The organism is Pseudomonas sp. QD4 (assembly GCF_049199125.1).
GTDB lineage: Bacteria > Pseudomonadota > Gammaproteobacteria > Pseudomonadales > Pseudomonadaceae > Aquipseudomonas.
In genome coordinates this window covers 35323-49191 of the sequence record NZ_JBLZOM010000008.1, presented here as the reverse complement: position 1 = coordinate 49191, position 13869 = coordinate 35323, and the positions used below count along the sequence as shown (strand labels likewise).

12 protein-coding genes are annotated in these 13869 nt (G+C 61.7%); 9 read left to right on the top strand and 3 right to left on the bottom strand.

Annotation, left to right across the window (positions count from 1 at the left end):
- Window positions 1-3: 3 nt before the first annotated feature.
- On the top strand, window positions 4-1206 hold the full coding sequence (locus ACOZJV_RS30460) for an HlyD family efflux transporter periplasmic adaptor subunit (RefSeq protein WP_078473603.1): 1203 nt from the start codon (window positions 4-6) through the stop codon (window positions 1204-1206).
- Window positions 1207-1271: 65 nt separating this feature from the next.
- Window positions 1272-2801 carry a DHA2 family efflux MFS transporter permease subunit gene (locus tag ACOZJV_RS30455; RefSeq protein ID WP_078473602.1) on the top strand — a complete coding sequence of 510 codons (1530 nt, stop codon included), beginning with the start codon at window positions 1272-1274 and terminating at the stop codon, window positions 2799-2801.
- A 45-nt stretch (window positions 2802-2846) separates the two neighbouring features.
- On the opposite strand, the gene lpxH is transcribed toward ACOZJV_RS30455, so the two are convergent.
- Complete coding sequence (lpxH, locus tag ACOZJV_RS30450) at window positions 2847-3596, bottom strand: UDP-2,3-diacylglucosamine diphosphatase (RefSeq protein WP_421549208.1); 750 nt, start codon at window positions 3594-3596, stop codon at window positions 2847-2849.
- Window positions 3593-4096 (bottom strand): peptidylprolyl isomerase, encoded by a 504-nt coding sequence (locus ACOZJV_RS30445; RefSeq protein ID WP_020296764.1) that lies wholly within the window; start codon window positions 4094-4096, stop codon window positions 3593-3595. The genes lpxH and ACOZJV_RS30445 overlap by 4 nt, the downstream gene beginning before the upstream one ends.
- Before the next feature lie 277 nt (window positions 4097-4373).
- On the opposite strand from ACOZJV_RS30445, the gene ACOZJV_RS30440 reads away from it, so the two are divergent.
- Both ACOZJV_RS30440 and cysS read left to right on the top strand, forming a co-directional pair.
- A complete protein-coding gene (locus ACOZJV_RS30440; protein WP_078473600.1) occupies window positions 4374-6074 on the top strand; it encodes a glutamine--tRNA ligase/YqeY domain fusion protein in 1701 nt (566 codons plus the stop codon).
- A gap of 18 nt (window positions 6075-6092) precedes the next feature.
- Window positions 6093-7475, top strand: a complete 1383-nt coding sequence (gene cysS / locus ACOZJV_RS30435; protein ID WP_421549207.1) for a cysteine--tRNA ligase — start codon at window positions 6093-6095, stop codon at window positions 7473-7475.
- A 73-nt stretch (window positions 7476-7548) separates the two neighbouring features.
- Here cysS and ACOZJV_RS30430 read toward each other — a convergent pair whose 3' ends face one another.
- Entirely contained in the window at window positions 7549-9387 is a 1839-nt protein-coding gene (locus ACOZJV_RS30430; protein ID WP_421549206.1) for a sigma-54-dependent Fis family transcriptional regulator, read from the bottom strand.
- A gap of 317 nt (window positions 9388-9704) precedes the next feature.
- Between ACOZJV_RS30430 and ACOZJV_RS30425 the strand changes: the two genes are divergently transcribed.
- Genes ACOZJV_RS30425 through ACOZJV_RS30405 form a run of 5 tightly spaced genes read left to right on the top strand, consistent with a single transcriptional unit; the run spans window position 9705 to window position 13851 of the window.
- A complete protein-coding gene (locus ACOZJV_RS30425; RefSeq protein WP_078473597.1) occupies window positions 9705-10799 on the top strand; it encodes an ABC transporter ATP-binding protein in 1095 nt (364 codons plus the stop codon).
- A complete protein-coding gene (locus tag ACOZJV_RS30420) occupies window positions 10799-11896 on the top strand; it encodes an ABC transporter ATP-binding protein (RefSeq protein WP_421549205.1) in 1098 nt (365 codons plus the stop codon). The genes ACOZJV_RS30425 and ACOZJV_RS30420 overlap by 1 nt, the downstream gene beginning before the upstream one ends.
- Window positions 11893-12759, top strand: a complete 867-nt coding sequence (locus ACOZJV_RS30415) for a carbohydrate ABC transporter permease (RefSeq protein WP_020296758.1) — start codon at window positions 11893-11895, stop codon at window positions 12757-12759. The genes ACOZJV_RS30420 and ACOZJV_RS30415 overlap by 4 nt, the downstream gene beginning before the upstream one ends.
- A gap of 14 nt (window positions 12760-12773) precedes the next feature.
- Entirely contained in the window at window positions 12774-13568 is a 795-nt protein-coding gene (locus ACOZJV_RS30410; protein ID WP_020296757.1) for a carbohydrate ABC transporter permease, read from the top strand.
- Window positions 13569-13578: 10 nt separating this feature from the next.
- Window positions 13579-13851, top strand: a complete 273-nt coding sequence (locus tag ACOZJV_RS30405; RefSeq protein WP_020296756.1) for a DUF2160 domain-containing protein — start codon at window positions 13579-13581, stop codon at window positions 13849-13851.
- Window positions 13852-13869: the final 18 nt, after the last annotated feature.

Here is a 13869-nt window from a genome sequence, read left to right as displayed (position 1 = left end):
GTCATGGCCACTGCCGAGACTAACCAAACATCCGAAAACACCCCGGACACGAGCAATCCGCGCAAGCGCAAAATCATGTTGCTGATCCTGGCGCTGATTGTGATCCTGGGCGGCATCGGCGTTTTCGCCTGGCACGAGCTGTACGGGCGCTGGAATGAAAGCACCGACGACGCCTACGTCAACGGCAACGTGGTGGAAATCACGCCGCTGGTGACCGGCACCGTGGTCAGCATCGGTGCCGACGATGGCGACCTGGTGCATGAAGGCCAGGTGCTGATCAATTTCGACCCCAACGATGCCCAGGTCGGGCTGCAAAGCGCCCAGGCCAATCTGGCTCGCACTGTGCGTCAGGTGCGTGGCTTGTACAGCAATGTCGACGGCATGAAAGCCCAGGTGGCGGCGCAGAAAGCCGAGGTGCAAAAAGCCCAGGACAACTTCAATCGCCGGAAAAACCTGGCGGCCAGCGGGGCGATTTCCCAGGAAGAGCTGTCCCACGCCCGGGATGACCTGACCTCGGCGCAAAACGCCCTGGCCAACGCCCAGCAACAACTCAACACCACCAATGCCCTGGTGGACGACACCGTGGTTTCGTCGCACCCGGACGTGCAGTCCGCCGCCGCCCAGTTGCGCCAGGCCTACCTGACCAACGCCCGCAGCACGCTGATTGCACCGGTCACCGGTTATGTGGCCAAGCGCACTGTGCAACTGGGACAGCGGGTCCAGCCCGGCACCGCGTTGATGGCGGTCATCCCGCTGAATCAGCTGTGGATCGACGCCAACTTCAAGGAAACCCAGCTGCGTGACATGCGCATCGGCCAGCCGGTGGATATCGAAGCCGACCTCTACGGCAGCGACGTCAAATACAGCGGCACCATCGACAGCCTGGGGGCCGGCACCGGCAGTGCCTTTGCCTTGCTCCCGGCGCAGAACGCCACCGGTAACTGGATCAAGATCGTGCAGCGAGTGCCTGTGCGCATCCACATCAATGCCGAAGAGCTGGCGCAGCACCCACTGCGGGTCGGCCTGTCGACCCTGGTCAACGTCAATCTGCATGACCAGAGCGGCCCGGTACTGGCCCAGCAACCCCCGCAAAAAGCCTCGTTCAGCACCAACGTCTACGACCGCCAGTTGGGCGAAGCCGACGCCATGATCGCGCGCCTGATCCACGACAACAGCGCTGCCATCGGCAAGACCGCGCAGCGCTGATCCGCCAATCCGCCAGTCGCGGCCCTTGAGGGTCGCGGCGCCAGCCTCGTTCCAAAGGATTCGCGATGAGCAATAACGCGTCTTTCACGCCGCCCAGCCTGCTGCTCAGTACCATCGGCCTGTCCCTGGCGACTTTCATGCAGGTGCTCGACACCACCATCGCCAACGTGGCCTTGCCGACCATTTCCGGCAACCTGGGGGTGAGTTCCGAGCAGGGCACCTGGGTCATCACCTCGTTTGCCGTGAGCAACGCCATTGCCTTGCCGCTGACCGGCTGGTTGAGCCGGCGTTTCGGCGAGGTGAAGCTGTTTATCTGGGCCACCATTCTGTTTGTGCTGGCCTCGTTTCTGTGCGGTATTTCCACCTCGATGCCCGAGCTGGTGGGCTTTCGCGTGTTGCAGGGGGTGGTGGCGGGGCCGTTGTACCCGATGACCCAGACCCTGTTGATCGCGGTCTATCCGCCGGCCAAAAGGGGGATGGCCCTGGCACTGTTGGCGATGGTCACGGTGGTCGCGCCGATTGCCGGGCCGATCCTCGGCGGCTGGATCACCGACAGTTACAGTTGGCCGTGGATCTTCTTTATCAACGTGCCGATCGGCCTGTTTGCCGCCTGGGTGGTCAAGCAGCAACTGAAGGCGCGGCCGGTGGTTACCAGTCGCCAGCCGATGGACTACATCGGCCTGCTGAGCCTGATCGTCGGCGTCGGCGCGCTGCAGGTGGTGCTGGACAAGGGCAACGACCTGGATTGGTTCGAGTCCAACTTCATCATCATCGGCACGCTGATTTCGGTGATTGCCCTGGCGGTGTTCGTGATCTGGGAAATGACCGACCGCCACCCGGTGGTCAACCTGCGGCTGTTCGCCTATCGCAACTTTCGCATCGGCACCATTGTGCTGGTGGGCGGTTATGCCGGGTTCTTCGGCATCAACCTGATCCTGCCGCAGTGGTTGCAGACCCAGATGGGCTACACCGCCACCTGGGCCGGGCTGGCGGTGGCGCCGATCGGTATCCTGCCGGTGCTGATGTCGCCTTTTGTCGGCAAGTACGCCCACAAGTTCGACCTGCGGCTGCTGGCCGGGTTGGCGTTCCTGGCGATTGGCCTGAGCTGCTTCATGCGCGCCGGGTTCACCAGTGAGGTGGACTTCCAGCACATCGCCCTGGTGCAGCTGTTTATGGGGATTGGGGTGGCGCTGTTCTTCATGCCGACCCTGAGCATCCTGATGTCGGACCTGCCACCACACCAGATTGCCGACGGCGCGGGCTTGGCGACCTTCCTGCGGACCCTGGGCGGCAGCTTCGCGGCGTCGCTCACCACCTGGATCTGGATCCGCCGGGCCGACCAGCACCACGCCTATATGAGCGAGAGCATCAGCACCTTCGATCCTGCAACCCGCGAGGCCCTGAACAACCTCGGCGGGGCCGGTACCAAGGCCTATGCGCAATTGGACCAGGTGCTGACCAGCCAGGCCTACATGCTGTCGACCGTCGACTACTTCACCCTGTTGGGCTGGGTGTTCATGGGGTTGATTCTGCTGGTCTGGCTGGCCAAACCGCCGTTTGCGGCCAAGGCCGGTCCGGCTTCAGGCGGCCACTGAGGCGCAACCTGTGGTGATGGAGCACGCTCTTTCACCACAGGGGGCTTACTGGCTGGGAAGGGCCAGTTGAGTCGGTACGAAATCGAACGCGGCCAGTTGGAAACCCTGCTCGTCGACCTGCAAGGCCCAACCCTGACGATCCCAATCCCCCAGCACGATGCGCTTGGCCGCCTGCTCGCCCAGTTGCAGCTTGTGGATGGCAGGGCGGTGGGTATGGCCGTGGACCAGGGTGTGGACGCCAAACGCCTGCATCACCCGCGGTACTTCTTCGGGTGTCACATCGACGATGTCGTTGGCTTTCATCCGGGTTTGCGCGCGGCTTTCGTTGCGCAGCTTGCGCGCCAGCTTGTGCCGGGTGCGCAACGGCAAGTGCCGCAGAATCCACAGGGTGAGCGGGTTGCGCAGGTAGCGGCGCATGCGCATGTAGGCTTCGTCGCGGGTGCAGAGGCTGTCACCGTGCATCAACAGCACCGGCTCACCGTAGAAGTCGACCACGCTCGGGTCCTTGAGCAGGGTGGCGCCGGCCGCCTTGCAGAAGGCCTTGCCGAGCATGAAGTCGCGATTGCCATGCATCAGGAGAATCTGCGTACCGCTGTCGCTCAATTCCCGCAGCGCCTGGCAAATGGAAAGCTGGTAGGGGCTCATGGCGTCGTCGCCGACCCACACCTCGAAGAAGTCACCGAGGATGTACAGCGCCTGTGCCTCGCGGGCACGTCCGCCGAGTAAATCCAGAAACGCCCGGGTGATGTCCGGGCGCTCCTGTTCCAGATGCAAATCTGAAATCAGCAATATCACTCAATGATCTCGGCTTTCTCGATGATCACGTCGTCTGCTGGTACGTCCTGGTGGCCGCCTTTCATGGTGGTGGAGACGCCCTTGATCTTGTCGACCACGTCGCTGCCTTCAACCACTTTGCCGAAGACTGCGTAGCCCCAGCCCTGGGTGGTCTTGCCGCTGTGGTTGAGGAAGCTGTTGTCGGCGACGTTGATGAAGAACTGTGCGGAGGCCGAATGCGGCTCCATGGTGCGAGCCATAGCCACGGTGTACTTGTCGTTGGAAAGGCCGTTGTCGGCTTCGTTCTGGATGCTGGCGCGCTTGTCTTTCTTTTCTTTCATGCCTGGCTCGAAACCGCCGCCCTGGATCATGAAGTTGCCGATGACACGGTGGAACACGGTGTTTTCGTAGTGGCCGGCCTTAACGTATTCGATGAAGTTGGCCACGGTGACCGGGGCTTTCTCGGCGTTCAGTTCCAGCACGATGTCGCCGTGGTTGGTGGTCAGTTTGACTTGGGTCATGATCGGTACTCTTTCAAGTAGTGCGTGGTTCAAGGAATTCGTGGGTTTCGGGGCGCTGATAGGGCCTGCGGGCCCCGAACCGTACGGGCTGAAATCAGCCACGGTGCGCAGTTTAGCGTGAGGCGCACGAAATTCGAGGCTGTTTTTTCATTTGAGTTGCATTAATAGCCGCAGTTTTCCAAGCGGCGCTGTCAGGCGCTTGGCCGCATCGGCTATAGTGTCCGTTTTTGATTGATCAGGCCGCACCCGGCCGCGCACTTGTACGTTCAAGGATCCTATGAGCAAGCCCACTGTCGACCCTACCTCGAATTCCAAGACTGGACCGGCCGTACCGGTCAACTTCCTGCGCCCGATCATCCAGGCGGACCTGGACTCGGGTAAGCACACGCAGATCGTGACCCGCTTCCCGCCTGAGCCCAACGGTTACCTGCACATCGGCCACGCCAAGTCGATCTGTGTGAACTTCGGCCTGGCCCAGGAATTCGGCGGCGTGACTCACCTGCGCTTCGACGACACCAACCCGGCCAAGGAAGACCAGGAATACATCGACGCCATTGAAAGCGACATCAAGTGGCTGGGTTTCCAATGGTCCGGTGAAGTGCGCTATGCCTCGAAGTACTTCGACCAGTTGTTCGACTGGGCGGTGGAGCTGATCAAGGCCGGCAAGGCCTATGTCGACGACCTGAGCCCGGATCAAGCCAAGGAATACCGTGGCAGCCTGACCGAGCCGGGCAAGAACAGCCCGTTCCGCGAGCGCAGCGTCGAAGAAAACCTCGACTGGTTCAACCGCATGCGCGCCGGCGAGTTCCCGGACGGTGCACGGGTGCTGCGGGCCAAGATCGACATGGCCTCGCCGAACATGAACCTGCGCGACCCGATCATGTACCGCATCCGCCACGCCCATCACCACCAGACCGGTGACAAGTGGTGCATCTACCCCAACTACGACTTCACCCACGGTCAGTCGGACGCCATCGAAGGCATCACCCACTCGATCTGCACCCTGGAGTTCGAAAGCCATCGTCCGCTGTACGAGTGGTTCCTGGAGAACCTGCCGGTGCCGGCCAACCCGCGCCAGTACGAGTTCAGCCGCCTGAACCTGAACTACACCATCACCAGCAAGCGCAAGCTCAAGCAACTGGTGGACGAGAAGCACGTCCATGGTTGGGACGACCCGCGCATGTCGACCCTGTCGGGCTTCCGTCGCCGCGGTTATACCCCGGCGTCGATTCGCAATTTCTGCGAGATGGTCGGCACCAACCGCTCCGACGGTGTGGTCGATTACGGCATGCTCGAGTTCAGCATCCGTCAGGACCTCGACGCCAACGCCCCGCGCGCCATGTGCGTACTGCGTCCGTTGAAAGTCGTGATCACCAACTACCCGGAAGGCCAGGTCGAAGACCTCGAACTGCCGCGTCACCCACAGAAAGAAGAGCTGGGCGTGCGCAAGCTGCCGTTTGCGCGTGAGATCTACATCGACCGTGACGACTTCATGGAAGAGCCGCCAAAAGGCTACAAGCGCCTGGAGCCCAACGGCGAAGTGCGCCTGCGCGGCAGCTACGTGATCCGTGCCGATGAAGCGATCAAGGACGCCGAGGGCAACATCGTCGAACTGCGCTGCTCCTACGATCCTGAAACCCTGGGCAAGAACCCTGAAGGCCGCAAGGTCAAGGGCGTGGTGCACTGGGTGCCGGCTGCCGCCAGCGTCGAGTGCGAAGTGCGCCTGTACGATCGCCTGTTCCGTTCTCCGAACCCGGAGAAGGCCGAGGACAGCGCCAGTTTCCTGGACAACATCAACCCTGACTCCCTGCAAGTGCTCACTGGTTGTCGTGCCGAACCCTCGCTGGGCAACGCACAGCCGGAAGACCGTTTCCAGTTCGAGCGCGAAGGTTACTTCTGCGCGGATATCAAGGACTCGAAACCTGGTCAGCCGGTATTCAACCGTACCGTGACCCTGCGCGACTCCTGGGGCCAGTGATTCAGTCAAGGAATTAAAGTGCTAACGATCTACAACACGCTCACCAAGAGCAAAGAAGTCTTCAAGCCGCTGGATGGCAACAAAGTGCGCATGTACGTGTGCGGCATGACCGTGTACGACTACTGCCACATCGGCCACGGCCGCAGCATGGTTGCCTTTGACCTGGTGACCCGCTGGTTGCGCTTCAGCGGTTATGACCTGACCTATGTGCGCAACATCACCGACATCGAAGACAAGATCATCAATCGCGCGCGGGAGAACGGCGAGCCGTTCGACGCGCTGACCGAGCGCATGATCACCGCGATGCACGAGGACGAGGCGCGCCTCAATATCCTCAAGCCGGACCTGGAGCCCCGTGCCACGGATCACATTCCGGGCATGCTGAGCATGATCCAGACCTTGATCGACAAGGGCTACGCCTACGCCCCGGGCAATGGCGACGTGTACTACCGCGTCGCCAAGTTCATGGGCTACGGCAAGCTGTCGCGCAAGAAGATCGAAGACCTGCGCATCGGCGCGCGGATCGAAGTCGACGAGTCGAAACAGGACCCGCTGGACTTCGTGCTGTGGAAAGGCACCAAGCCGGGCGAGCCAAGCTGGCCTTCGCCGTGGGGTGACGGCCGTCCGGGCTGGCACATCGAATGCTCGGTGATGTCGACCTGCTGCCTGGGCGAGACCTTCGACATTCATGGCGGCGGCAGCGATCTTGAGTTCCCGCACCATGAAAACGAAATCGCCCAGAGCGAAGCGGCCACCGGCAAGACCTACGCCAACGCGTGGATGCATTGCGGGATGATTCGCATCAATGGCGAGAAGATGTCCAAGTCCTTGAACAACTTCTTCACCATTCGTGACGTGCTGGCCAAGTACCACCCGGAAGTCGTGCGTTACCTGCTGGTGTCGAGCCATTACCGCAGCGCGATCAACTACTCGGAAGACAACCTCAAGGACGCCAAAGGTGCCCTGGAGCGTTTCTACCACGCGCTCAAAGGCCTGCCGAAAGTGGCCCCGGCCGGTGGCGAAGCCTTTGTCGGACGCTTCACCCAGGTGATGAACGACGACTTCGGTACCCCCGAAGCCTGCGCCGTGCTGTTCGAGATGGTGCGCGAGATCAATCGTCTGCGTGAGAGCGATCTCAATGCCGCGGCGGGTCTGGCGGCGCGTTTGCAAGAGCTGGCCAGTGTGCTCGGTGTGCTGCAACTGGAAGCCGATGACTTCCTGCAGGCCGGTGCCGAAGGTCGGGTCGATGCGGCTGAGGTTGAAGCGCTGATCCAGGCTCGCCTGCAGGCCCGTGCCGACAAGAACTGGGCGGAATCCGACCGTATCCGCGACCAGATCACCGCCATGGGCGTGGTGCTGGAAGACGGCAAGGGCGGGACCACCTGGCGTCTGGCTGACTGATTGCAGTAACGGCTACAAACAAAACCCGCCTGGTGCGGGTTTTTGTTTGCCTGCGGTCTTGCCATCGCCGCGCTCAGCCCTGTAGCTGGCGCAGCCGCTTGTAGAGGGTGTTGCGGCTTACCCCCAGGCGCCGGGCCAGGTGGGAGATGTTACCGCCCACGGCCTGGAGCATCTGGTTCAAGTCCTCGGCGTCATGCCCATCCACCGTCGGCGTCTCGACCGCTTCCATCTCCAGGTCGACAAAGAAGTCATCCGGCAAATGCTCCGGCCGCACCGGTTGTTCCTCGGCCATGGCCAGGGCCACCTGCATCACGCTGCTGACCTGGCGCAAGTTGCCGGGCCAGGGGTGGCGTTCGAACAGGGCTTGTACCTCGCGGCTGAGCCCGGCCCATTGGCTGGGTTCACGCTGCTGTTCCCAGATTTTCTGGAACAGCGCCGCTTTGTCGCTGCGTTCGCGCAGGGGCGGCAGTTCCAGGGTCAGGCCGCCGATGCGGTAATACAGGTCTTCCCTGAAGCGGCCGAGCTGTACCTGCTCGCGCAGGGAGCGGTTGGTGGCGGAGATGATCCGGATATCCACCGCGAACAGCTCGCTGCTGCCCACCGGCTGTACGCAGCGCTCCTGTAGCACCCGCAGCAGGCGCGCCTGGGTTGGCAGCGGCATATCACCGATCTCATCGAGAAACAGCGTGCCTTTGTCGGCCTTGCGAATCAGCCCGATGCTGCCTTTGAGGCTGGCCCCGGTGAACGCACCTTTTTCATAGCCGAACAGCTCGGACTCCACCAGTTCGGCGGGGATCGCCGCGCAGTTCACCGCAATCAATGCCTGTTTGCTGCGTGAGCTGGCCTGGTGCAGGGCTTTGACAAACACTTCCTTGCCGACCCCGGTTTCACCGTGGATCAGCAGCGGGATGTCTTTTTCCAGCAGGCGCTCAGCCTGGCGCACGGCTTTTTCAACCCGGCTGTCGCCGAAGTGCAGGGAGTTGAGGCTGAGGGCCGACGTCGGGGCTGGGGTGGGGGCGGCGCTGGGTTGGGCAAATACCCGGGCCTGGACCGGCCTGTGCTGGGGCCGTTTGAGCAGGCAATGGAAGCGATTGCGCCCGGCGGCTTGCAGGGCGAAGGGCTGGCCTTCGGGCTGGTTGAGCAGTTCCAGCAACGACACCTGGAACAGGCTGTCGATGGCCACACGCGACAGGCTGATCCCCAGCAGGTTGTCGGCGCGCCGGTTGGCCGAGAGTACCTGGCCGCTGTCGTCGAAGATCAGCAGCCCGGCCCATTGGCTGTCGAGGTTGTTCAGCCCGGTGTTGAAGGTCAGCTGGAAGTGCCGGCCGTGGAACAGATTGAGGATCAGCCGGTTCTCCACCGTCTGGCTCATCATCTTGACCATGCCTAGGGTATGGGAGGGCGGCAGGTAGCTGTCACTGGACACGTCCAGCACCGCGATCACCCGGCGCTCGGTGTCGAAGATCGGTGCGGCGGAGCCGGTCATGAAGCGGTTGGCCTTGAGGAAATGCTCGTCGTGCTCGATGTGCACCGCCTGCTCGCAGGCCAGGGCAGTGCCAATGGCGTTGGTGCCGGTGCGGTCTTCCCGCCAACTGACGCCGGTATTGAAGCCGTGGGCCAGGCGCGGCTCGATAAAGCGCTGGGTGCCCCAGGAGGTGAGGACCTGGCCCTGGTTGTCGGCGAGCATGATCAGGCAGTTGGAGTTGCTGAGGATATTCTCGTAATAGGGCAGCACTTCCTGGTGCGTGGTCTGCACCAGGGAATGCTGGCTTTCGAGCAGTTGCGCGATGCGCTCGGCGGGCAGTTGATCGAACACTGGGGGGCTTTGGTGATCGAGGCCGAACGCGCGGCAGCGCCGCCAGGAGTCCTTGATGATGGTGTCGTGGGGCAACAGCGGGGCAGGAGCGCTCATGGCCGTGGGTCTCTTATTATTTTTCTTATTGAAGACAGCGTGTCGGGCTTGCTGGCGCCGCAGGCGGTGGCCGCAGCACAAGCCTTGGGTTGCAGAAAGCGTCTATCCAGTGTTGTTCACAATTGTTCATTGTCAACCGCGCAGCTGTTCAAGTGTTCAGCCAGAGCTGTTCATTTCTGTTCAGCAGTGAAAACGCGGCGGGCCCCTATTTGCGTAAAGCCGAGCCTTATCAATGGCTTGCTGAAACCCTGAATGATTGGCACGAAACTCGCTCTGCTGTCCCGGTCGCTTGACTCCAATAATAAAAAGGCCGAGCCATGTCACTCACACTGGAGCACGTCAGCCGTGTCGTCGAAGGCCAGACCTGGATCGATGACGCCAGCCTCAGCTTCCAACCCGGATCCTTCAATGTCCTGCTCGGCCGCACACTGTCCGGCAAGACCAGCCTGATGCGGCTGATGGCCGGCCTGGACAAGCCTGACAGTGGCCGCATCCTGATGAACGGGGTCGACGTGACCCAGCGCCCGGTGCGCCTGCGCAATGTGTCGATGGTCTATCAGCAGTTCATCAACTACCCGACCATGACCGTGTTCGAGAACATCGCTTCGCCGCTGCGCCAGGCCGGGGTCTCGGCCGAGCAGATTCGCAGCAAGGTGCTGGAGACCGCGCAGATGCTGCGCATCGAGAAGTTCCTGCAGCGCTACCCCCTGGAGTTGTCGGGCGGCCAGCAGCAGCGCACGGCCATGGCCAGGGCGCTGGTCAAGGATGCCGACCTGATCCTGTTCGATGAACCCCTGGTCAATCTCGACTACAAGCTGCGCGAAGAATTGCGCCAGGAAATGCGCGAGTTGTTCAAGGCGCGCCATACCATTGCCATCTACGCCACCACCGAGCCCAACGAAGCGCTGGCCCTGGGCGGCACCACCACCATCCTCCACGAGGGCCGAGTGGTGCAGAGCGGCCAGACCGCCGAGGTTTACCATCAGCCGCAGACGGTGCTGGCCGCCGAGCTGTTCTCCGAGCCGCCGATCAACCTGATGCCTGGGCGCATCACCGGCAATGAAGTGAGTTTCGCCAACTTTGTGCATTTCCCGCTGAACGTCGATTTGCGCCCGGTGGGCGAGGGCGAGTTCCGTTTCGGCGTGCGCCCCAGCCATATCTCCCTGGTGCCGAGCAATGACGATGACCTGGAGTTGGCGGTGACCGTCGAGGTGGCGGAAATCAGCGGCTCCGAGACCTTCCTCCATGTGCGCAACGAACACTTCCTGCTGGTGCTGCATTTGCCCGGGGTGCACGAGTACGACGTCGATGCGCCGATCCGCATTTACATCCCGACCCACAAGCTGTTTGTGTTCGATGCCCAGGGCCGTCTGGTCCAGGCTCCCAGTCGTCGTGTCGCGAGGGTTGCCTGATGGCCGAGATCCGCTTGCACAACCTCGCCCACAGCTACAGCCGGACCCCGGCCGGGCCTGAAGACTACGCGATCCGCGAGATGAACCATGTCTGGGAGCAGGGCGGGGCCTATGCCTTGCTGGGGCCGTCCGGCTGCGGCAAGTCGACCTTGCTCAATATCATTTCCGGGTTGCTCAGCCCGTCCGAGGGCCAGGTGCTGTTCGATGCCAAGGTGGTCAATCAGCTGACCCCGGAAAAACGCAACATCGCCCAGGTTTTCCAGTTTCCGGTGGTCTACGACACCATGACGGTGTTCGACAACCTGGCCTTCCCCCTGCGTAACCAGGGCATGGCCGAGGCCAGGATCCACAGCAAGGTCCAGGAGATCGCCGAAGTCCTGGATCTGCAGGCCCTGCTGGATAAAAAGGCGCGCAACCTCACTGCCGACGAGAAGCAGAAGGTCTCCATGGGCCGTGGCCTGGTGCGCGATGACGTATCGGCGATCCTGTTCGATGAGCCGCTGACGGTGATCGACCCGCACTTGAAGTGGAAACTGCGGCGCAAGCTCAAGCAGATCCACGAGCAATTCAACATCACCATGGTCTACGTGACCCACGACCAACTTGAAGCCTCGACCTTCGCCGACAAGATCGCCGTGATGTACGGCGGGCAGATCGTGCAATTCGGCACGCCCCGGGAGTTGTTCGAGCGACCCAGCCATACGTTTGTCGGTTACTTCATTGGCAGCCCCGGGATGAACCTGATCCAGGTCCAGCCGCAACCTGGGGGCGTCGGTTTCGCCAGCACTCACCTGGCGCTGTCCGAGGCCCAGCAGCAACGCATCGCCGAGTCGCAATGGACCACCCTCAAGATCGGCATCCGCCCGGAATTCGTCCATGTGTGGGACGAGCCGTTTGATGACGCGTTGCAGGCCGCTGTCGTACATGTCGAAGACCTCGGCACCTACAAGATCATGACCCTCAAGCTCGATGGCCAGCCGCTCAAGGTGCGCCTGGCCGAAGACAAGCCCGTGCCTCAGGGCACTGCGTACATCAGTTTTCCGGCGCAGTGGCTGATGGTCTATGCCGACGATTACCTGTTGGAGGTGCTGCCATGAACAAGGTGCAGAACAACAAGGCCTGGTGGCTGGTGCTGCCGGTGTTCCTGCTGGTGGCCTTCAGTGCAGTGATCCCGATGATGACCGTGGTCAACTATTCGGTGCAGGACATCTTCGATCAGTCGAGCCGTTATTTTGTCGGTGCCGATTGGTACCGCCAGGTGCTGCTCGACCCGCGGCTGCATGACTCGCTGCTGCGCCAGTTCATCTATTCGGCCTGTGTGCTGCTGATCGAAATCCCCCTCGGTATCGGCATCGCCCTGACCATGCCGACCAAGGGCCGCTGGTCGTCGCTGGTGCTGATTATCCTGGCGATCCCGCTGCTGATCCCGTGGAACGTGGTGGGCACCATCTGGCAGATCTTTGGCCGCGCCGATATCGGCCTGCTGGGTTCGAGCCTCAATGCCATGGGCATCAGCTACAACTACGCGGCCAACACCATGGACGCCTGGGTCACGGTGCTGGTGATGGACGTCTGGCACTGGACCTCCCTGGTGGCGCTGCTGTGTTATTCGGGACTACGGGCGATCCCGGATGTGTACTACCAGGCGGCACGGATCGATCGGGCCTCGAGCTGGGCGGTATTCCGGCATATCCAGCTGCCCAAGCTCAAGAGTGTGCTGTTGATCGCGGTAATGCTGCGCTTTATGGACAGCTTCATGATCTACACCGAGCCGTTCGTGCTCACCGGCGGTGGTCCGGGGAATGCCACCACCTTCCTCAGTCAGACCCTGACCCAAATGGCCGTCGGCCAATTCGACCTTGGCCCGGCGGCGGCGTTCTCGCTGGTGTACTTCCTCATCATCCTGTTGGTGTCCTGGCTGTTCTACACCGCCATGACCCACTCCGACGCCAACCGTTGAGGCCTGGTACTCCCATGAAGAAGGTCATTCCTCTGCTGGTCTACATCCTGTTCCTGCTGGTGCCGATCTACTGGCTGCTGAACATGTCCTTCAAGAGCAACAGCGAAATCCTCGGCGGCCTGACGCTGTTTCCCCAGGATTTCACCCTGGCCAACTACAAGGTGATCTTTACCGATCCCAGCTGGTACAGCGGTTACCTCAATTCGCTGTACTACGTGAGCCTGAATACGGTGATCTCCCTCAGCGTGGCGCTGCCGGCGGCGTACGCGTTTTCCCGCTATCGGTTCCTTGGCGACAAGCATCTGTTCTTCTGGCTGCTGACCAACCGCATGGCGCCGCCGGCGGTGTTCCTGCTGCCGTTTTTCCAGCTCTATTCCTCCATCGGCTTGTTCGACACCCATATTGCGGTGGCGCTGGCCCACTGCCTGTTCAACGTGCCGTTGGCGGTGTGGATCCTCGAGGGATTCATGTCAGGGGTGCCCAAGGAAATCGACGAAACCGCCTACATCGATGGCTACGGTTTTCCCAAGTTCTTCATCAAGATCTTCATCCCGCTGATTGGCTCGGGGATCGGCGTCACGGCGTTTTTCTGCTTTATGTTTTCCTGGGTCGAGCTGTTGCTGGCGCGCACCCTGACTTCGGTGAATGCCAAGCCGATCGCTGCGGTCATGACCCGCACGGTGTCGGCTTCAGGCATCGACTGGGGGGTGCTGGCGGCGGCCGGGGTACTGACCATCCTGCCGGGCATGCTGGTGATCTGGTTTGTTCGCAACCACGTGGCCAAGGGCTTTGCCCTGGGCCGGGTCTGAGGAACTGATGATGGAATGGATGGCCTGGACCACGCCCACGGCAGCGTTCTTTGTCGCAATCGCCTTGATCCTGACCGGCATGACCACCTGGGAGTTGCGCTCGCCCAGCATCCCGCGACGGGGCTTGTTACCGATTGCCACCACCCGTGGCGATCGGCTGTTTATCGGTCTTCTCGGCAGTGCCTACCTGCACCTGATGGTGATTGGCCTGACCGACTGGAGCATTTGGGTGGCGTCCGCGCTGTCCCTGGTGTGGCTGTTGGCTGTGATGCGTTGGGGTTAGCTGTGTGGTGTTCGGCGA

Bases quoted from the DNA above. Each gene is read 5' to 3' on its own strand.
- ACOZJV_RS30455 (WP_078473602.1), top strand. From the start codon at position 1,272: ATGAGCAATAACGCGTCTTTCACGCCGCCCAGCCTGCTGCTCAGTACC.
- ACOZJV_RS30445 (WP_020296764.1), bottom strand. From the start codon at position 4,096: ATGACCCAAGTCAAACTGACCACCAACCACGGCGACATCGTGCTGGAA.
- ACOZJV_RS30460 (WP_078473603.1), top strand. From the start codon at position 4: ATGGCCACTGCCGAGACTAACCAAACATCCGAAAACACCCCGGACACG.
- ACOZJV_RS30410 (WP_020296757.1), top strand. From the start codon at position 12,774: ATGAAGAAGGTCATTCCTCTGCTGGTCTACATCCTGTTCCTGCTGGTG.
- ACOZJV_RS30430 (WP_421549206.1), bottom strand. From the start codon at position 9,387: ATGAGCGCTCCTGCCCCGCTGTTGCCCCACGACACCATCATCAAGGAC.
- ACOZJV_RS30420 (WP_421549205.1), top strand. From the start codon at position 10,799: ATGGCCGAGATCCGCTTGCACAACCTCGCCCACAGCTACAGCCGGACC.
- ACOZJV_RS30425 (WP_078473597.1), top strand. From the start codon at position 9,705: ATGTCACTCACACTGGAGCACGTCAGCCGTGTCGTCGAAGGCCAGACC.
- ACOZJV_RS30440 (WP_078473600.1), top strand. From the start codon at position 4,374: ATGAGCAAGCCCACTGTCGACCCTACCTCGAATTCCAAGACTGGACCG.
- ACOZJV_RS30405 (WP_020296756.1), top strand. From the start codon at position 13,579: ATGGAATGGATGGCCTGGACCACGCCCACGGCAGCGTTCTTTGTCGCA.
- ACOZJV_RS30415 (WP_020296758.1), top strand. From the start codon at position 11,893: ATGAACAAGGTGCAGAACAACAAGGCCTGGTGGCTGGTGCTGCCGGTG.